This is a genomic window from Mucilaginibacter sediminis (assembly GCF_051903035.1).
In the GTDB taxonomy this organism is placed as follows: domain Bacteria; phylum Bacteroidota; class Bacteroidia; order Sphingobacteriales; family Sphingobacteriaceae; genus Mucilaginibacter.
In genome coordinates, this window is record NZ_CP170602.1 from 5,558,648 (window position 1) to 5,577,410 (window position 18,763).

Genomic DNA, 18,763 nt, shown 5'->3' on the forward strand with positions numbered 1-18,763 from the left:
ATATAAGAGCCATCCCGAGGTTCAATTGGCTTTTGTTATCCCTGGCCTGTTTATTCTTGTATATTCTATGATCACCGATGATCTTGGTATCAAGCAACATATCCGCTCTCGTCAGCTTCGCATATCAAGAGAAAGATAGCAATAATTTACCATTTACGTTTGATGCATTTGTTACCCGGTTTCCCCAATCAGGGTATTTTTTTGCAGGTAAGCATTATAAAAATACAATCTCCTCAACCAAAATTCCTTTTGCTTCAGCATTAATTTTATCTATTATCTGGCTGCGCATCAGCATCAATTCGTGTTTTATCACAGATGACTCAATCCGCAGGAACAATTTTTTGTCGCGGATAAATAATTCTTTAGTACGATTTGCTACCGATTTACCAACCAGCTCGGGCCATGCCGCAACCACCCCGGTTTCATCATAGCGGCGCTTAATTTTGTATACATTAAGCATCTGCTCAATGGCCTCTTTTAATGATTTGTCGTTTGTTTTACGCATCGATAGCTCCTTTGCTCACATTAAATAATTTAACCTCCACGGCAATTTTTTCAAATATTTCACTCACCCGCTTTACGCTGGTATCAGTAATAAATACTTGTCCAAAATCATTGTTGCTCACCATTTTCATTAGTTTGGTAACGCGTTCGTCATCCAGCTTATCAAAAATATCATCCAGTAATAACAGTGGCTTAAATCCTTTTTGCTGGTATAAAAAAGTATACTGCGCTAATTTAAGCGCTATCAAAAATGATTTTTGCTGCCCCTGAGAACCAAATTTTTTCATGGCCATGCCGTGTATGCCAAATTGAAGATCGTCTTTGTGGATACCGGCGGTAGTGCGTTCAAGGGCCCTGTCCCGCTCTACCGTCCTTTTCAGCAAGCCGGCAAAATCATCCTGTAATAACTGCGACTCGTAAGCCAGTTCAACCAGTTCGGCATCGTCGCTTAAAAAGCTGTAGTGTTTATTGAAAATTTCGGTAAAGCCTTCCATAAAAGCCTTGCGGCGTTCAAATATACGATTACCCGATTGCACCAGCTGCTCATCCATCACCTCTAATAAGCTTGGGTCATACCGGCCCGTATCAGCTATCAGTTTCAGCAGCGCGTTGCGGTTGGCTAATACTTTGTTGTAGGTTATCAGCTCATCAAGGTAATGGTTATCTGTTTGCGATATTACATTATCAATAAACTTGCGGCGCTCTTCGCTGCCTTCGGTTATAATGCTGGTATCATAGGGCGATATCATCACCAATGGCAGCAGTCCAATATGGTCGGCCAGGCGCTGGTAATCTTTTTTATTTCGCTTAAACTGTTTTTTTTGGTTCCGTTTTACCGAGCATGCTACGGCTTCGGTTTGCTGGTTTTTGTTAAAAACACCGGTTATGATAAAAAAATCAGAGCCTTGTTTTATCTGTTGACTATCTATGGGGTTAAAGTAACTTTTGCAAAGCGACAGGTAATGTATAGCATCAAGCAAATTGGTTTTGCCTGCACCATTGTTACCCGTAAAGGCATTCACTCCCTTGCTGAAAACAAGTTCGGCCTCTTCGTAATTTTTAAAATTGATAACGGATAGCTGTTGCAGATACATGGGGTTGTAAAGGTAAGGTTTTGCCATTGATTTGAAGATTTGAAAATTAACTCCGTTGAGGGCTGCGCCGTTTGAGGATTTGAAAATGGCTGGAGGTAGTTTAAGGTTGCCGGACGACATTTGAAGCCACGAGCCATTGAACAAAAAGGCAAGCACGTTAAAAATAAACCTTCAACGGTTGAAATGTTTTTTTTTGCCGGAGCCGAAAAAGCAGCTTTGATTAATAAATAGAACAAAATATCCTTACCAGCACAATAATTACCATGAAAACCGAACTTATAGTTGAAAAAATAATAGCTATTACTGTTACGTTACTATTGCTGGCTGCGCATTGCCCCAGGGCAATGGCGCAAACAGATACTATCCGCTTAAAAGATAAGCGCCTTATTACGGCTAACCTAAAGCCAGGGCTGCGACAATACCTGGTATATTTACAAAATCTCAAAGACGATAGAAGGCTGCGCATATCGATCTGGCTGCGCAACGTAGAAACTGGCAACCGTAACGGCGAGGAGCTTTTTACCGTAACCCAGCATTGGTATGCTGCCGACAGTGCATCGTATCGGTCAACATGCTCGGTAAACAGGGCATCCGATTTTACGCCGGTTTATCATTCAGAAACCATAGGTACAAAAACCAAAGCATTCAATTGGAGCGCTACTAAAATTGCCGGATCCGATACTGTGAAAAATAACCTGGCGAAGGATTTTTTGCTAAATGTTAAAGAGCCCTATTTTAACTGGAACCTGGATATAGAAACTTTTGAGATGCTGCCCCTTGCAGCCGGCAAAACGTTCGCCATTAATTTTTACGACGCGGTAAGCAACACCCCCGAATACGCGGTATACAAAGTAACCGGCAGCGAAGAGCTGGCCACGCTGGATAACGAAAAAGTTGATTGCTGGAAACTTTTTACCGAAGCCAATTATAAGGGCCAGCATTATACCCAAACCTTTTGGATAAGTAAAAACAGCCATGAGTTTTTACGGGAAGAGGACTTTTTTAACGGCGGCTACCGCTATAAAATTAAACTTGCGGGTGCTGCGCCCGATGTGGTAAAACGGTTTGGGAAGTAAGTAGCCGATTGGCCAACAATATTGAAGCAGTAACTTGAGTTTTTGAAAATGGTTATTAAACCTTTTCCGGATGTTATAGTCAAATTCGGAAACCTGCTGCATCATGAAAAAACTTACCCTCCTCCTGCTATCAATGGCTTTTAGCTGTAATATATTTGCCCAGCAAGCAGCAATATTTAACACCAACGACCTTGCAGTTTATAATGCTGTAAAATCAAGTAAAGACAGTATGTATAACTTCACTTTTGTTTACCCGGATGGTAAGCGGGGTGCCGTAATTAAAAACGGGAAAACAGCTACGATAGTAAATCCCGATGGTACAAATACGGTAGTATCGCAAACCGGGCAAACAACTACTGCTACCAATTCAGATGGTACACATTCGTTGTGGATAGATAATGGTCCAACCATCACTGTTGTTAATCCAAACGGTACACATTCTACAATAATAAAAAATGGATCATCTTCAACAATCGTTAACCCCGATGGCACACACACTACCATGATAGATAACGGGCAAACTGTGGTTATTGTAAATCCCGATGGCACGCACTCAGTTGCCGTTAAAGCAGCCGGTAACACAACTATCGTGGTAAATCCTGATGGTTCGCATACGGTGGTAACAACGCCTTAGTATATGCGCGCAAAATTGCTTTTCCAATAATTGATAACATCGGTTATGGAGTTGAAAAGAAGCATATACGATGACCCTAAATGATATTAAGCCATAGCCATCTGTTTTGAACTAATCGCTATGGCTTAACCCGACCTATTTCTTCCACTCATTATCTACCAGCCTCCAAATCCCCAAGGGGTTGGCGTTTTGCAGTGCTAATGGCAATAAGCCGTCGGGGCAGTTTTGGTAGCATACCGGGCGCACCCAGCGCTTTACGGCGTTGGTGCCTACTGCTGTAAAGCGGCTATCGGTAGTAGCCGGGAAAGGGCCACCATGAACCATACTATGGCAAACTTCAACCCCGGTTGGTACACCGTTAAACAATACGCGGCCGGCTATGGATGGCAGTAATTGTAGTAAGGCTTTATGCCCGGCAAAATCCTCGTCGGTACCCATTACGGTGGTGGTTAACTGGCCCGATACCGATTTTAACACTTTAAGCAGTTCCTGCTCGTCTTTACAGTTTACCATCAGCGAGTATGGCCCAAAAACCTCTTCGTGCAGTAAGGGGTTGGCCAAAAATGTTTCGCCGCTTACCAGGGCAACTGTTGGCAAAGCCTCAATATCGTGTGCTTCCGTAGCCGATTTTTGGATCACCTTAACACCATCCTGTACTAACGCTTCTTGGCTCTTTTTTTCATAAGCGGTATGGATACCCGCATGCAGCATTTTGGCGGGCTTTATAGCTTCAATACCTTTGCCAAGGCTATCCAGAAAACTGTAAAGTCCGTCGCCTTCAATAGCAAGCATCAGACCCGGGTTGGTACAAAACTGGCCCATGCCCAAAGTTATTGAGCCGGCATATTGCGCGGCCAGGTCGGCGGCATTTTTGTTTAGGGTATCAGGCAAAAATACAACCGGGTTTATACTGCCCATCTCAGAAAATACGGGGATAGGCTTTTTGCGTTGCGATGAATATTGCAGCAATGCCAAACCGCCAACGGTTGATCCGGTAAAGCCAACTGCCGCTGTTTCGTCAGCCTGCACCAATGCTTTGCCACTTTCAAACGAGGTACCATGTACATGCTGAAAAATATGTTCGGGCATATTGCTACGTACAATGGCTTTTTTGATAGCGCTGTACACCATCTCCGATGTTTCGGCATGGGCGGGGTGTGCTTTTACCACTACGGGGCAGCCTGCTGCCAAAGCGCTCGCAGTATCGCCGCCTGCGGTTGAGTAAGCGAAAGGGAAATTACTTGCCCCAAAAACAACTACCGGGCCAAGCGGGGTAAGCATTTTACGAACATCGGGTTTGGGCAATGGTACCCTGTCGGGATTAGCCGTATCGATACTGGCCTCAACCCAGCTGCCTTCGCGCAGCATGGTAGCAAACATGCGGAGCTGACCTGTGGTACGGGCGCGCTCGCCGGTTAAGCGGGGGATAGGCAGGTTGGTTTCTTCGGACGCTTTTTGCAGCAAGGCATCGCCTAATGCTTCAATTTCGGCAGCAATAGCCTCTAAAAACAGGCTTTTTTGCTCGATGCTGGTTTGTTGGTAAGCTTCAAAAGCTGTTTGTGCTTGTTGCATTACCTGGTTTATTTCGTCGACGCTTGCTTCTTTAAAATTATTTGCCATGGCAGATGTGTATTTGAATTAACAACGGTTTGCACCGCGCGTATGTTTGGGCAAATATATTTAAAGCAGGACAAAAGCGGTGGGTGTTTTCTAACAGGTACTAACAGTATTTTGTCGTTTTTAATGGTAGTCACAAAAGTTATTTTTACCAACTGCGGCGTTTTCGCGCCATCCATTTTTATCATTTAGAGACCAGCGAAAGCATAACCTTTGGCGGTGGAGATGCGTTTTGTTGCCCGCAAGAAGGCTTTGATTTAATTGTTTTTTTAATTAATATTTAATAAATGCTGATTTTCAGTAAATTATAGTTATCTTACAACAATTCCTTCCTTCAAATACTACTACCTTAGGCATTGCCATATCCAGATACGGTAATAGTTAAGCTTTAACATAATACCAGCCCCTAAGAGGCTGCAATACCGTAAAAAATAATCATATGACAGTTGCTGCTGAAAGATCCATTGAAACCGAAACCCGTATGTACATGTACGACCTGCTGAACACCGCTAAAGAATTTGGCTTTAAGGCCGAAGACAGTTGGGAACTGAGCATGGTAACCAATACCGACAGGGTAAGGATTCAAAAAGATTATTACCCAACCATCGCCGCCAAAGTTGGCCCCGAAATTTTGCTACAGGTATTTCATACCGTAAAAACGCGTCTTAATCAAACTTTCAACAAAGAGCCGCAAAAAATTGACGAGCGTAATCCGCCGGTTGAAGATTTGAATTACCTGGTGGCCTTTAATCCAAAAAGACCGAGAACATAAAGTTTGTTCAATTGCATAGGCTTGTGCCTTGTACGGTTAGTAAAATATCCTGATGCGTTCCTCTGAAAAGGCGAACGCATTTTTTTTTATCATATTAACAAACAGGCAGGATAATATCGTTTCTTTGTTTTTGTGTTGATGATTAAATACGTTGGTGTTTTGGTTAAATGAATGTGAAATTGAACTTAAACGGGCGCATCTGGTTTGAAAGCCCGGATGGAAAGCTGCTTGGCCATGGCCGGGTTGAGTTACTGGAGCGCATCCAGCAGTCGGGATCATTACGGCAGGCGGCTTTGCAAATGAAAATGTCATACAGGCAGGCATGGGACATTGTTAATTACATGAACGAGCATTTTGGTTCGCCTGTTGTCATTTCGCACCGGGGCGGTAAAGGTGGCGGCAGTGCGCAGCTTACCGAAAAAGGGGTTAAAGCCATTGAGCAGTTTAAACAGTTCCAGGCTAAGTTCAAGGATTTTTTGAAGGAAAATAGTTCTCTTATAGAGGTATAGATTACAGCGTATCAGGCCGGTTTTTGGATAGCCGGTTTATTTTTGACTATCGTTATATAAATAAAAGCATATCGAAATTTTAACCAAACAATATGAATAAATACTACGCCTTATTATCAATGATGTTACTTGCAGGAGGTACACTATTTGCCCAAAGCAAAAAAAAGGCAAAAGATACTATCGCCCCAAAAAATGATACCACACAAATCAAAAAGCAGGAACTTGGCGAGGTAGTGGTATCCGCATCGCGCATCAGCGAAAATATTTTACGGTCGCCGGTAAGCATCGAGAAAATAACCGCCGTCGATTTCAGGAGATCTGCCGCGCCGTCATTTTTTGATGCACTGGAAAATGTGAAAGGGGTACAGCTGATAACCCCCAGCCTTGGCTTCAGGATCATTAATACCCGTGGCTTTGCCAATACCACCAATGTTCGCTTTACGCAATTGGTTGACGGGATTGATAACCAGGCGCCGCATATAGGCGCGCCAATTGGCGATGCCATGGGCCCGGGCGATCTGGATATTGAAAGTGTGGAGATTATCCCCGGTACGGCATCAGCCTTATATGGCCTGAATGCCATCAACGGGCTGGCCAATTTTATCACCAAAGATCCTTTTACCAGCCAGGGTATCAGCATTCAGCAAAAAACAGGTATTAATCATATTGGCGATTCGGAGACATCTGCAAAGCTGTTTTCTGAAACCAGTTTCAGGCTGGCCAGGGCTATCTCTAAAAGGTTTGCCTTTAAAATAAACGGAACTTATACTACGGGTTACGATTGGATTGCCGATAACCGCACCGATTTAAATGCCGCCGCTAACGCAAAATTAGGTATAGCAGGCGGCCCCGATAACCCCGGCTACGATCCGTTGAACGGATACGGCAACGAATCATCCGACAGGAAAACCGTAACTCTGGGTGGTAAGCAATATTCTATTGCCCGCACCGGCTATGCAGAAAAGGATGTAACCAGTTACAACCTGCACAACGTAAAGGTTGATGTTGGCCTGGCTTATAAGATTAATGATAATACCCGCTTAACTTACACCTACCGCTTTGCCGATCTAGATAATATTTACCAGCGCGCCAATCGTTTCCGGCTGTCAGGGTATGTTTTGCAGCAACACGCGCTTGAACTGAAGAATAATATTTACCAGGTGCGTGCTTACTGGACCAGCGAAAATACCGGCAAATCATACAACCTGCGCTCGGCCGGCGAAAATATCGACCGTAATTATAAAGACGATAATACCTGGTATGCCGATTTTACCAGGGGTTTTAATACGGCCACATCTGCAGGCGCTACCGTACCACAGGCTTTGCAACAGGCACGTCAGTTGGCCGATGCCGGCCGCTACCAGCCCGGCACTGCTGCATTTAAAGCTACGCTTGATAAACTGGCCGATATAAATAATTGGGATATCGGTTCGGCGTTGCATGTTAAGGATGGTATGTGGCATGCTGAAGGGCAGGTAGATATCTCGAACGCTATTTCATCAACGTTTAAAAAACAAACACGCCTCGACCTGATGGCAGGCTTTGATCATCGCACCTACATCATCCACCCTGATGGTAACTATTTTATTAATTATGTAAAGGGGCAGGAATACAGCAATCTTGATTACAGCAAGACCGGCGGCTTTGTGCAGGTTGCCAAATCGCTTTTTGATGACGAGTTAAAGCTGTCGGCTACCCTGCGTGCTGATAAAAACGACTACTTTAGTCTGAAACTGAACCCACGTTTTACGGCTGTATTTTCGCCGGTACCAGAGCAAAACTTCAGAGTATCGTTTCAGAGCGGTTATCGTTTCCCAAGCATTTTTGAAGCATTTAGTAATGTAAACAGCGGTGGCGTAAAACGGGTTGGTGGCTTGCGGGTTGTGTCAAACGGCGTTTTTGAAAACTCCTATGTGCGTACCTCGATAGATGCTTTCCAGGCGGCGGTTAAAAATGATTTTAACGCGGGAATGTCAACCAGCGCCGCCATCGAAAAAGAAAAAGGCTTGCTTAAAAAGAATACTTATACCTACCTGCAACCCGAGCATATCAACTCGTTTGAGGCTGGTTATAAGTCGTTGTTTTTTAATGGTGATTTGAGTGTTGATGCTGATTTTTACTACAACCGCTACAATAATTTTATAGGGCAGATTGAACTAAACGTACCCGGAACCACCAAACCCGATTCTATCCCTTACTACCTGAACGACAAAACCAAACAAGCCCGCTACCGGGTGTGGACAAACTCGCAAAGTGTGGTTTACAATATTGGCGGCAGCCTGGGTTTATCCTATCGTCTATGGCAAAAATATATTTTGACTGGGAATGTATCGTACGCCAAACTACAGCGCACCGCCAACGAGGATGCGTTGGAAGATGGTTTTAATACGCCGCAATGGATCACTAATTACTCTTTTGGCGGTAATCATGTTGTTGGCAATTTTGGGTTTAACGCCACCTATAAATGGCAAAGCGGCTTTTACTGGCAATCGTTTTTGGTTAGTGGTAATGTAGCCTCATACGGCACTATTGATGCCCAGGTTAACTATGATTTTGTAAAAACGGGCCTTAATGTAAAAATTGGGGCCAGTAACCTCACCAACCAATATTACTACTCATTTTTAGGCGGTCCGGCTATTGGCGGCTTTTATTATACCACGCTTACGCTGAATATAAAATAGCAGAGGGTTAAGCCAACAGAAATGCCTGCGATAATTAAATTGCAGGCATTTTTTATTTGTATTAAAACAAAGGGGCTATTTTATTGATTAACACTTTGTTTACTTAAATTTAATCCGAAACATTGTTTCTTTGAATCATTTATGAAGAACTTTTTTCTGGCACTTTTTATCAGCCTTATTGCACTATTTGCCGACGCTCAAACCGCCAGTCAGCAATACCGGCTGATTGGGAAAAACCATACCGAGATTAAAAATTATTACCTGTTAAACCTGTTCCAAAACTACGCCCCGGCCACTAAGCTTATTGGCAGCGATGCTGTTTTGGTGCGCATGGTGCAGGCTAAGATTAAAAACATACAAGATTCATTAAAGGCGAACAAGAGCTTTCGCAGTATTATACAGCCATTTAAATTTTCGGAGCAGGAAATAAAAGCAGCAGGCGACAGGCTTACTGCTTTATACAAACCCAATAACGCCTTGGGGCTGTTGGTTAAAAATCATCTAATCCCTTCGGGCTGTTATATTAAATACGATTCGCTATCGCCAGCCGCGCTGTTGGTAAAGGCCTGGGAACAGGATGCCCTGGCCATAAACCATACCATTGAAGTTTATGCCGAAGGTAAAAAGCCCAACTTTCCGGATGTGGATTCCATCAACTTTAATGTATACCGCAATACTTACCCTAAATTAATTGCCGATGGGGCCACAGCCATTGTTAAACAATGCGGCAGTGCAAAGCTTTTTTATCTGCCATCGTTAAATTATGCCCTGCATAGTTTGGATGTTAACGGGCGTAACGAAGCCGCCATTGACGAACCCCTGGAGCAAAATGCTAACAAAGCAGCTTACAACCGGCTAAAAAACATCAACTGGAAAAAATATCAATATACGTTGATACTGGTGCCCGGCGAGGGGCCCGATAAGCCAGGGGTATCCATAAGTAAGGGGAGTATTGAGCGCTGTAAAATAGCCGCCTTAAAATTTGCGCAGGGCCTAACGCCGTTTATTATGGTATCGGGTGGAAGGGTACACCCTTTTAAGACCAGGTTTGCCGAGGCCGAGGAAATGAAAAAATACCTGGTTAATCAATTGAAAATTCCCGAAAACGGCATTTTTATTGAGCCCCAGGCACGACATACTACCACTAACCTGCGCAATTGCGCACGCCTGATATTCAGATACGGGATGCCTTTTAATAAACCCTTTATAACGTCGACCAATAAAATACAAAGCTATTATATTTCGTACATGGATAAGCGCTGCATGGCCGACCTTGGTTATATGCCCTATTCCCTTGGCAGACGGTTATCAAATACCGAGCAGGAGTTTTACCCCACTATCACATCGTTACAAATAAACCCGCTTGAACCGCTGGATCCATAAGGCTAAGTCTCTGAAGTCGAAAGTTAAGACTTCTGACTTGGGCCTTCAGACTTTCGACTTAATTGTTATTCTTAGGCTTCGGTTTGTTTTTGTTAAAACGCCTGTTGGGCCTTTTGGGATTTCGTTTATCGTCAGACTGGGCCGATTGCGGCGCCGGTTGTATGGCAGCCAGTTCATCGGGCAGGCCAACTACGCGAATGGCGCGGTCCATCAGTTGCTCAATGTTTTTTAGTTTACGCTCGTCGCGATGGTTTACAAATGTGATGGCGGTGCCGGTTGTAGCGGCCCGTGCGGTACGACCTATGCGGTGAATATAATCCTCAGGATCACCGGGAACATCGTAGTTAACCACCAGGTCGATGCCTTCAACATCAATACCACGCGAAAGGGCGTCGGTACCAATAATAACCGGCAACTGCCTGTTTTTGAATTTCAGCAGGATCTCTTCACGCTCCTTTTGCTCCAAATCGGAGTGAAAGGCCATGGCATTAATTTTTGCTGCCTTTAATTCTTTGTATAACGATTTTACGATCTCCTTACGGGATGCAAAGATGATGGTGCTTGTATAAGCGGCATCGCGCAGGATCAATTGCAGTAAAGGCGTTTTTTGCTGATCGTGCATCCGGTAGATCTGCTGATCGATACCTACGGCAGGCTGCGAAATGGCAATATTGATCTGCTCGGGATCTTTCAAAATAGCCTTAGCCAATGAACGGATACGCCCCGGCATGGTGGCCGAAAACAGCAGCGTTTGCCTGGTTTTAGGCAGATAGCTGATAATCTTCATGATATCGTCGCTAAAGCCCATGTCCAACATGCGGTCGGCCTCATCCAATATCAGGTGGGTTAAATGGTTAAGCTTTAATACGCCCGATGTAAGGTGCGCAATAAGGCGGCCCGGTGTGGCAATAATAATGTTTACATTATTCTGGATGCCGCGGCGTTGCTGCTCGTAAGCCATACCATCGCCACCGCCAAAAACGGCAATGGAGCTAACGCCGGTAAAATAGGCCAGGCCTTCTACCTGTTGGTCTATCTGTTGGGCAAGCTCGCGGGTTGGCGCTAAAATAAGCACGCTGGTTTGGTGTTTGGCCGTACCGGTAATATGATTGAGGGTTGGCAATAAGTAGGCGCCGGTTTTACCGGTACCGGTTTGGGCGCAGGCAATAAGGTCTTTTCCCTGCATAATTGCCGGGATGGCCATTTCCTGTATCGGGGTAGGGGTAGTAAAACCCATACTCTCTATGCCTTCAAATAATTGCTCGTTAAAATTAAAATCCTGAAAAGTCACTATATCTTATAAGTAAATTATGCAAGGTATGAAAATTTAATGGGATATAGAGGGTTACAGAAAATCGATTAACACAAGACAAGCGCCTGCCCTACAATTGTAATGGACAGAATACCAATGGTGGCCATATTTGAATAAATATCCGAAATCAAAAATCTCAATTCAGATATCAGGAATGTATATATCCCCTCAGCTGCTCAATAGTTTCCTGCTGACTTAAAATGGTTTCTTTTACTAAATCGTTAATAGAAATGATACCGCAAAGTTTATCGGCCATAAAAACAGGCAGGTAGCGGATGTTGCTTTCGCTCATGATGTGCATACAGGTTTCTATGGAATTTTCGGGCACAATACGGGGCAGGCCGGTGCTCATGATTTCGCGCACCAGGGTTTCGTGGGATGACTTGCCTTTCAGGATCACTTTGCGTGCGTAATCGCGCTCGGTGAGCAGACCGAGGTATTCGCCATCTTCGGTTATCACTACCGAGCCGATGTTTTTAGCGGCCATCAGTTCCAATGCTTCCAAAACAGATGTACCTGCATCAATGCTGATAGCACCGCCACCCTTACGGGCCAGTATGTTCGAAACTTTTATCATGATACTCAGGTTAAAATTAGGGATTGGCTTATAACCAAATATAACAATTCCCGATTAAAAGCAAATGGATTTTAAATTATATCTATCAACAATTTAAGGGGTTACAGATAGGTTGAACAGGTTGTAGTTGAATCGGTATCCCATTTAAAAGGGGTGATGATTTACGATGAGATATACCTAACTGACGAAATAAAATAAGCTATTGCAACGAAATATAGATGTTTAAACGACTTTTTTACCAATGTCATTACCCCAAAGCAACCCTCAACTGTAATGCTACTGTAAAAACCGGGAGTAGTAATATGCCGTATTTACGCTCAAAAGGGCATTTTGGCCAAGCTTTACCCTGTCCTGACACAGGCCCGTTTACTCAAAAATGATTAATAATTAATATTGCGGCATGGTATTTAACTATAGGATGCATCACATTAGTTAGGCCTTTAATTTATTTAAACTTTATATCGATCTGTACAAAAGCACTACTCCATTGAACAATTTTACATTTATTAAGGCATCAGCCAGCAAAGCTGCTTCGGCCTTTCAGCATAAATCAAAACGGGCCTTTTTAAAAATCATTTTCGGCCTTGTATTGGTATTTTTTCAAAGCTTAACGGCCACCGCTGTTACATTAAACGGCGATACCAGCCGGGCCGATTCGGTGCGTTTATCGCACCATATTATAAACCATGCGTTTGATAATATATTTGAAGAAAACATGCGGCTTTCTTTGGCCGGTAACGAATATTTTCAGCCGGTTAAAACGCAGTTAGCTGCCGATCTTTCGCCAAACTTTATCCTGTTCAGTACGCCAAAGTCTCGCTTCTTTTTTGAGTTTACCTCAAGGGTAAAAATCCGGTTGCTGAATACCCGCGATGCACCGGTAAAATCGCCCAGCTATATGCCCAACGCCAACTTATTTTACAGGCTAAACGAAGACACATACAGGCCAAAGTTTTTATCGTTAGGCTATTCGCACCATTCCAACGGCGTTAGAGGGCCATCGTTAAATAAGGACGGTACCTTTAATGTTGATAGCGGCAAGTTTACCACCAACTTTTATACCCTTACCTATTATACCGGCAAGCGGGTTGATAAACCGGGGCTTACTATTAACCGTTACGATAATATAGCATTGGAGGTGCACGCCGGATTATTCAACCTGGGCCTTTCGCAGGGTTTAAAAGATCACTATGGCTTTGTACGTATTAATGGCAGCCGCATGTACAACTTTGTAAAGGCTTATGATGATCCGTTGGAGCAAGGGCGTAAAACCTACGAAAACTGGCAGCGCATTCAGTTTGATTTTACCTACATAGCCGATAAGTACAATAACTACTCGACTTTTGACGTGAAAAAACGCCTGAACGTGAGCCTTAAATATTACTACTCGTTTCCGTTTATGCAGGGAACAGCCTTAATGGTTGGCGCCGGCTACCGCGGCCAGGACGACTACAACCAAAGTTTTCAGGATAGCTATGGTTACGGCATGATTGGTATTGCCGCCAACTTATCATTCGGCTTTCACAAACACGCTGAGTAAGGCTGAAAGCAAAAAGCTTAAGGCCGAAAGCATGTAAGGTTTTTTGTTTAAGGCCTTCGCTTTAAATAACACGTTAAATAAATTTTGAGCATAAAGCCGATAGCCTTTCCAGCTTTTGGCTTTATGCTTTAAGCCCTTCGCTTTACCTATCCACATTTTTACACAGCTTCCACAGCTGTTTGTAATTTATTTTTCCGATAATCGTTTTAGCATTAACAAAAAGCAGATATATTTAGCCATCCAAACGGTACTATATCTCCAGTTAAATTATAAAATACTATCGATGAAAAAGATCTTACTAAGCCTGATGGCTGTTTCTGCTCTGAATTTTGCCTCATCGGCGCAAACCAAATCGTTATTTGACGGTAAAACAACAGCCGGCTGGCACACCTACTTAAAAACCGACACCAAAGCGTGGAAAGTTGTTGATGGCGCCTTACAGCTTGACCCCAAAGCCGAAGACCAGGGCGATTTGGTTACCAATGATGAATACGAAAATTATGAGTTAACGCTGGAATGGAACATTACCAAGGAAGGTAACAGCGGTATTATTTTTGGCGTGCATGAAGATCCTAAATTTGAAGCCACTTATCAAACAGGTATCGAAATGCAGGTTTTAGATAATAAAGATGCCAGCGACAATAAAAAAGCCAACCACCTTGCCGGCTCACTATACGATATGAAAGCACCATCGGCAGATGTTGCAAAACCTGCCGGTGAGTGGAACAAAGTAAAATTGCGTAAAAAAGACGGCCACCTTACCTTTTGGCTCAATGGTACCAAAATAGTTGATGTACAAATGGGAAGTGAAGAATGGAAAACATTGCTTGCCAACAGCAAATTTAAATCCTGGGCCGATTTTGCCGCATATCCTAAAGGCCACATCGCTTTGCAGGATCATGGGCATGTGGTGTCTTTCCGCAAAATATCGATTAAACAACTATAATTCTTTAAACATGAGTGTATTCTACGCGCAGCGTTCAATATATTTATACCAATAATCCAATTTAACCAATGCATGCCGGGCGTGCATTTTTCCTGTTTTAAAACAAAGGATATTTTTGAGATAATATGAGCGATCTACAAATTAAAAAATCATCTGAAACTTATGATGTAGTAATTGTTGGTTCGGGTGCAGGTGGCGGTATGGCCGGTTACGTATTGGCCAATGCCGGCATCAAAGTGCTGATGCTGGAGGCCGGTGCTTACTTCGATCCGCAAAAAGACTCGGCCCAGTTAAAATGGCCCTGGGAGTCGCCGCGCCGTGGTGCCGGAACAACACGCCCTTTTGGTGATTTTGACGCCGCTTTTGGTGGCTGGCAAATTGATGGCGAACCTTACACCACTAAAGACAAAACTGAGTTTTTCTGGTTCCGCTCGCGCATGCTGGGCGGCCGTACTAATCACTGGGGCCGTATATCGTTGCGTATGGGGCCAAAGGATTTCCAGGCTAAAGATGGCCTTACGGATGACTGGCCAATAACATACGATGATGTAAAACCTTACTATGATAAGGTTGACCGCATGATAGGCATTTACGGTACCAAAGAAGGCCTGGAAAACGAACCGGATGGCATTTACCTGCCCCCGCCAAAGCCAAGGCTTAATGAACTGTACATTGTAAAAGGCGCTAAAAAAGCCGGTGTTACTATTATCCCTGGCCGTGGCTCGGTGTTAACGGAAGCTTTGCCTGGTAATAAAGATCGTGGTGCATGTTTCTTCTGCGGTCAGTGCGGCCGGAGCTGTAAAGTTTATGGCGATTTTTCGGCATCGTCATGTTTGGTTATCCCGGCTGTAAAAACGGGCAACCTAAAAGTGATAACCAACGCCATGGTGCGCGAGGTGATAACTAATAGCGAAGGATTAGCTACAGGCGTATCCTACGTAAACCGCGAAGATTTGCAGGAGTACCAGGTAAACGCCAAAACTGTTATCCTTGGCGCCAGCGCCGGCGAATCGGCCCGTATCCTGCTCAATTCCAAATCGGCCCAGCATCCGGGAGGTTTGGCAAACAGCAGTGGTGTTGTTGGCCACTACCTGCATGATTCAACAGGCTCAAGTGCCGGCGGTTTCCTGCCCGAGCTGATGGACCGTAAACGCTACAATGAAGATGGGGTGGGTAGTGTGCACATCTACTCGCCATGGTGGCTTGATAATAAAAAACTTGATTTTCCGCGTGGTTATCACATCGAATATGGTGGCGGTATGCATATGCCATCATATGGCTTTGGCGGCGGTATTCATAATATGAATGGTGCCGTACCAGGCCGCGATGGTAAAATGAAAGACGGAGGCGGCTACGGTGCATCGTTAAAAGACGATTACCGCCGTTTTTATGGTACACAGTTTGGCATGGCCGGCCGCGGTACTGCTATTGCCCGTTACGATAACTATTGCGAGATTGACCCTAACGTGGTTGATAAATACGGTATCCCGGTATTGCGTTTCCACTACAAATGGGCCGATGAAGAGATAAAACAGGCTAAGCACATGCAGGAAACCTTCCAGGAAATTATGCACAATATGGGCGGCGCCATTTATGGCCCACCACAAGGCCCCGAAACCAACTACGGCTTAGAGGCGCCGGGCAAAATTATTCACGAAGTTGGAACCATACGTATGGGTAACGATCCTAAAAAGTCGGCCCTAAACAAATGGTGCCAGGCGCATGATTGTAAAAACCTGTTTGTGGTTGATGCCGCACCGTTTGTTCAGCAGGGCGATAAAAATGCTACCTGGACAATCCTGGCCATGAGCATGCGTACCGCAGAATACATATTACAGCAACGAAAAGCACTAAACGTTTAACAAGTTAATCCAACAAAATATTATGAACAGACGTGATTCCCTTAAAGCATTAGGCTTTACCACACTTTCGGCAGGATTAATACTGGAAGCTTGTAAACCCGGTGCGCCAAAAACAGAAGAAGCAGCGCCGGCAACCACCGGAGCCGAGGCTGGTCGCCAGCCTTTTGAGGTTGAGCGCGATAAAAAGCTGAATGGCGATAAATTTTTTACAGCGGCAGAAATGGCTACGATCACTGTCTTGGGCGATATTATTATCCCTAAAGACGAAAAATCGGGCAGCGCATCAGATGCCAAGGTGCCTGATTTTATTGAATTTATTGTGAAGGATATGCCCGATCATCAAACCCCCATGCGTGGCGGTTTGCGCTGGTTAGATTTGCAATGCCTTAACCGTTTTGGCAAGGTATTTACCGATTGCAGCCATGCCCAGCAGATAGAGCTGGTAGATATGATTGCCTACCCCGCCAAAGCCAAACCAGAAATGGCCCAGGGCGTGGCCTTTTTTAACCGCATGCGCGATTTAACCGCATCTGGTTTTTATACCACCAAAATGGGTATTGATGATATTGGCTTTGCCGGCAACAACCCCAACAAATGGACCGGCGTACCCGATGATGTATTGAAGCATTACAATATGCAGGATGTAAAAGCTGGCGTATAACAAACACATATGCACAACAAAAGAGGAGCTGTAAAGCTCCTCTTTTGTTGATAGCTGCCGGCTAATTACGGCTATATTGCAAGTTTAAGGGAATGGGGACAGGGTTTTTGCCACTGATGGTGCCGGGCGTGAGATAACTCAACTTGAGTTTAAAGTCCTCATTCTTGTGAAGATACTCCAACCGGAGCGGATAAAATCCCTTTTTTAGCGGTAAAATGTATGAGTACGTATGGCGCCTGTAGTCGCCCTCCCATTGTATCAGCAGCTTATTGCCTATATATAACTTTGAATCTTTATCGGCATCTAAAATAAATATATAATAACCATCTTCCTTTGTTTCCAGCAACCCGTCAATAACCAGGGCGAAATTGTTTTTGCGTGGTAGGTTATCTGCATCAAAATCGCTGGTGGTTATCCCTGTTTTTGCGGGCTTTAAACTTTTAATGTCCGGCCATTTATCCCATGAGCCTTCATAATATATATAGTTAAAGCCACCCGGTTTTGTGTTTTTCTGCCGGCCCATCGGGTGTAGTTCTTTTTCAGTGGTAAAATTGCCGCTTACGGTTTTATCATAGCGGTCGCGGTTGGTGAACCGTTTATACGTTACAGTGGCAGGCTCGCTTAACGTAATTTCGGGTTGTGCTTTTGCCGATGAAATTGTGGGCTCTGTTCCGTCAACTGTGTAGCGCACCTTTGTGGTGTCGTTAAAGTACCATAACTTAATAGGCTTGTCCTTTAAAATTATACCATTCATCGGGTGAAATTCCAACGCCCCTGTATAACCGGCGTAGGTAAATTTCAACCCGTCGTACGTGGTTTTGAGCCTTACCGAGCTATGGGTTTCGTCAGGATAGGTAACTATCTTCCAGTTTAAACCCTGCGGGGCGGCTTTTTCGAGTACGAGATCCATGGTATCAATCCTCATTGATTTGCCATCACGCCCCTCCCGGCCGCTTATGAAAATTGTGGTATTTGAACCGGCTAAAGCGGGCAGTTTACTGCCAGCTATTTTGGGCAGATAACAACTATCCCACCAAAGGCTGGGGTCGACGGCTATATACGATTTAAACGTTTTGGGTTCATTTAGCATCGCGTAAATCACGAATAAACCGCCCAATGAGTGCCCCCAAAGCGTATTATCGCCGTTGGATGGATACGTTTTATTAACATAAGGAATCAGCTCGGTTTTAATGAAACTAAGGAATTTATCGGCCCCGCCGGATGTTTTCCAACCTTCTAAATGAGTTGGTGTAAGATCTTTATTCCTGTCAATACCTAAAACGCTCACAATTATCGTTGGCGGCATATAGGCTTCGCCTTCTACAAAGCGCTGTACCTGTTTAATGAGGCCGGTGTTCCAGTTGCCGCCATCAAGTACGTAAAGCACATCATATTTATCAGTGCTCCCCGGTTTATAATTTGCGGGAGTAAATACCTGTATTAGTCTTTTTTGATTTAATACTACCGAATTCAAGGAGTCGAGTTTACTTCTTTCGGGTACTCTAAGCACAGTATCCTGCGCCTTAACCAGCGTAACCAGGCCGCTGATGATTATTAGCACAATTAAAAATAAGCGGAACGTTTTCTTCATTTTA

16 protein-coding genes are annotated in these 18,763 nt (G+C 44.2%); 10 read left to right on the forward strand and 6 right to left on the reverse strand.

The features are described 5' to 3' along the window. Positions 1 to 214: 214 nt before the first annotated feature. Together ACFGVS_RS23055 and recF are read right to left on the reverse strand one after the other, a co-directional pair. Entirely contained in the window at positions 215 to 505 is a 291-nt protein-coding gene (locus tag ACFGVS_RS23055; protein WP_090640696.1) for a DUF721 domain-containing protein, read from the reverse strand. Then, positions 498 to 1,598 carry a DNA replication/repair protein RecF gene (gene recF, locus ACFGVS_RS23060; RefSeq protein ID WP_439699259.1) on the reverse strand — a complete coding sequence of 367 codons (1,101 nt, stop codon included), beginning with the start codon at positions 1,596 to 1,598 and terminating at the stop codon, positions 498 to 500. The genes ACFGVS_RS23055 and recF overlap by 8 nt, the downstream gene beginning before the upstream one ends. A 263-nt stretch (positions 1,599 to 1,861) precedes the next feature. Here recF and ACFGVS_RS23065 point away from each other — a divergent pair, with 263 nt between their 5' ends. After that, positions 1,862 to 2,674 carry a DUF3108 domain-containing protein gene (locus ACFGVS_RS23065; protein ID WP_439695741.1) on the forward strand — a complete coding sequence of 271 codons (813 nt, stop codon included), beginning with the start codon at positions 1,862 to 1,864 and terminating at the stop codon, positions 2,672 to 2,674. Positions 2,675 to 2,777: 103 nt separating this feature from the next. Continuing rightward, complete coding sequence (locus tag ACFGVS_RS23070; protein WP_439695742.1) at positions 2,778 to 3,308, forward strand: hypothetical protein; 531 nt, start codon at positions 2,778 to 2,780, stop codon at positions 3,306 to 3,308. A gap of 135 nt (positions 3,309 to 3,443) precedes the next feature. Here the strand turns inward: ACFGVS_RS23070 and ACFGVS_RS23075 are convergent, their stop codons facing one another. Further along, entirely contained in the window at positions 3,444 to 4,928 is a 1,485-nt protein-coding gene (locus ACFGVS_RS23075) for an aldehyde dehydrogenase (NADP(+)) (protein WP_439695743.1), read from the reverse strand. Between the two features lie 436 nt (positions 4,929 to 5,364). Here ACFGVS_RS23075 and ACFGVS_RS23080 point away from each other — a divergent pair, with 436 nt between their 5' ends. The 4 genes from ACFGVS_RS23080 (at position 5,365) to ACFGVS_RS23095 (ending at position 10,270) form a co-directional block, all read left to right on the forward strand. Next, positions 5,365 to 5,697 (forward strand): hypothetical protein, encoded by a 333-nt coding sequence (locus tag ACFGVS_RS23080; RefSeq protein WP_090640688.1) that lies wholly within the window; start codon positions 5,365 to 5,367, stop codon positions 5,695 to 5,697. Positions 5,698 to 5,870: 173 nt separating this feature from the next. Then, entirely contained in the window at positions 5,871 to 6,206 is a 336-nt protein-coding gene (locus ACFGVS_RS23085; RefSeq protein WP_255369757.1) for a winged helix-turn-helix domain-containing protein, read from the forward strand. A 92-nt stretch (positions 6,207 to 6,298) separates the two neighbouring features. Next, complete coding sequence (locus tag ACFGVS_RS23090; protein WP_439695744.1) at positions 6,299 to 8,887, forward strand: TonB-dependent receptor; 2,589 nt, start codon at positions 6,299 to 6,301, stop codon at positions 8,885 to 8,887. A gap of 141 nt (positions 8,888 to 9,028) precedes the next feature. Continuing rightward, a complete protein-coding gene (locus tag ACFGVS_RS23095; RefSeq protein ID WP_439695745.1) occupies positions 9,029 to 10,270 on the forward strand; it encodes a YdcF family protein in 1,242 nt (413 codons plus the stop codon). Positions 10,271 to 10,328: 58 nt separating this feature from the next. Here the strand turns inward: ACFGVS_RS23095 and ACFGVS_RS23100 are convergent, their stop codons facing one another. Together ACFGVS_RS23100 and ACFGVS_RS23105 are read right to left on the reverse strand one after the other, a co-directional pair. After that, positions 10,329 to 11,561 carry a DEAD/DEAH box helicase gene (locus ACFGVS_RS23100; RefSeq protein ID WP_439695746.1) on the reverse strand — a complete coding sequence of 411 codons (1,233 nt, stop codon included), beginning with the start codon at positions 11,559 to 11,561 and terminating at the stop codon, positions 10,329 to 10,331. 169 nt (positions 11,562 to 11,730) lie between these two features. Beyond that, positions 11,731 to 12,159: a CBS domain-containing protein gene (locus ACFGVS_RS23105; RefSeq protein WP_090640676.1), complete on the reverse strand. Its 429-nt coding sequence runs from the start codon at positions 12,157 to 12,159 to the stop codon at positions 11,731 to 11,733. Positions 12,160 to 12,646: 487 nt separating this feature from the next. Here ACFGVS_RS23105 and ACFGVS_RS23110 point away from each other — a divergent pair, with 487 nt between their 5' ends. The 4 genes from ACFGVS_RS23110 (at position 12,647) to ACFGVS_RS23125 (ending at position 17,168) form a co-directional block, all read left to right on the forward strand. Continuing rightward, positions 12,647 to 13,699 carry a hypothetical protein gene (locus tag ACFGVS_RS23110; protein ID WP_439695747.1) on the forward strand — a complete coding sequence of 351 codons (1,053 nt, stop codon included), beginning with the start codon at positions 12,647 to 12,649 and terminating at the stop codon, positions 13,697 to 13,699. Positions 13,700 to 13,982: 283 nt separating this feature from the next. Then, complete coding sequence (locus ACFGVS_RS23115) at positions 13,983 to 14,645, forward strand: 3-keto-disaccharide hydrolase (RefSeq protein WP_439695748.1); 663 nt, start codon at positions 13,983 to 13,985, stop codon at positions 14,643 to 14,645. A 125-nt stretch (positions 14,646 to 14,770) separates the two neighbouring features. Then, positions 14,771 to 16,507, forward strand: a complete 1,737-nt coding sequence (locus tag ACFGVS_RS23120) for a GMC family oxidoreductase (RefSeq protein ID WP_090640666.1) — start codon at positions 14,771 to 14,773, stop codon at positions 16,505 to 16,507. Positions 16,508 to 16,529: 22 nt separating this feature from the next. Then, the gene (locus tag ACFGVS_RS23125; RefSeq protein WP_439695749.1) at positions 16,530 to 17,168 is read left to right on the forward strand and encodes a gluconate 2-dehydrogenase subunit 3 family protein; all 639 of its coding nucleotides are present in this window, start codon (positions 16,530 to 16,532) and stop codon (positions 17,166 to 17,168) included. Positions 17,169 to 17,229: 61 nt separating this feature from the next. Here ACFGVS_RS23125 and ACFGVS_RS23130 read toward each other — a convergent pair whose 3' ends face one another. Further along, positions 17,230 to 18,759, reverse strand: coding sequence for an alpha/beta hydrolase-fold protein (locus ACFGVS_RS23130; RefSeq protein ID WP_439695750.1), 1,530 nt, complete (start codon positions 18,757 to 18,759; stop codon positions 17,230 to 17,232). Positions 18,760 to 18,763: the final 4 nt, after the last annotated feature.

What these genes read in the sequence shown, in the direction of transcription:
- ACFGVS_RS23055 (WP_090640696.1), bottom strand. Translation starts at nt 505, where the DNA reads ATGCGTAAAACAAACGACAAATCATTAAAAGAGGCCATTGAGCAGATG.
- recF (WP_439699259.1), bottom strand. Translation starts at nt 1,598, where the DNA reads ATGTATCTGCAACAGCTATCCGTTATCAATTTTAAAAATTACGAAGAG.
- ACFGVS_RS23065 (WP_439695741.1), top strand. Translation starts at nt 1,862, where the DNA reads ATGAAAACCGAACTTATAGTTGAAAAAATAATAGCTATTACTGTTACG.
- ACFGVS_RS23070 (WP_439695742.1), top strand. Translation starts at nt 2,778, where the DNA reads ATGAAAAAACTTACCCTCCTCCTGCTATCAATGGCTTTTAGCTGTAAT.
- ACFGVS_RS23075 (WP_439695743.1), bottom strand. Translation starts at nt 4,928, where the DNA reads ATGGCAAATAATTTTAAAGAAGCAAGCGTCGACGAAATAAACCAGGTA.
- ACFGVS_RS23080 (WP_090640688.1), top strand. Translation starts at nt 5,365, where the DNA reads ATGACAGTTGCTGCTGAAAGATCCATTGAAACCGAAACCCGTATGTAC.
- ACFGVS_RS23090 (WP_439695744.1), top strand. Translation starts at nt 6,299, where the DNA reads ATGAATAAATACTACGCCTTATTATCAATGATGTTACTTGCAGGAGGT.
- ACFGVS_RS23095 (WP_439695745.1), top strand. Translation starts at nt 9,029, where the DNA reads ATGAAGAACTTTTTTCTGGCACTTTTTATCAGCCTTATTGCACTATTT.
- ACFGVS_RS23105 (WP_090640676.1), bottom strand. Translation starts at nt 12,159, where the DNA reads ATGATAAAAGTTTCGAACATACTGGCCCGTAAGGGTGGCGGTGCTATC.
- ACFGVS_RS23115 (WP_439695748.1), top strand. Translation starts at nt 13,983, where the DNA reads ATGAAAAAGATCTTACTAAGCCTGATGGCTGTTTCTGCTCTGAATTTT.
- ACFGVS_RS23120 (WP_090640666.1), top strand. Translation starts at nt 14,771, where the DNA reads ATGAGCGATCTACAAATTAAAAAATCATCTGAAACTTATGATGTAGTA.
- ACFGVS_RS23125 (WP_439695749.1), top strand. Translation starts at nt 16,530, where the DNA reads ATGAACAGACGTGATTCCCTTAAAGCATTAGGCTTTACCACACTTTCG.
- ACFGVS_RS23130 (WP_439695750.1), bottom strand. Translation starts at nt 18,759, where the DNA reads ATGAAGAAAACGTTCCGCTTATTTTTAATTGTGCTAATAATCATCAGC.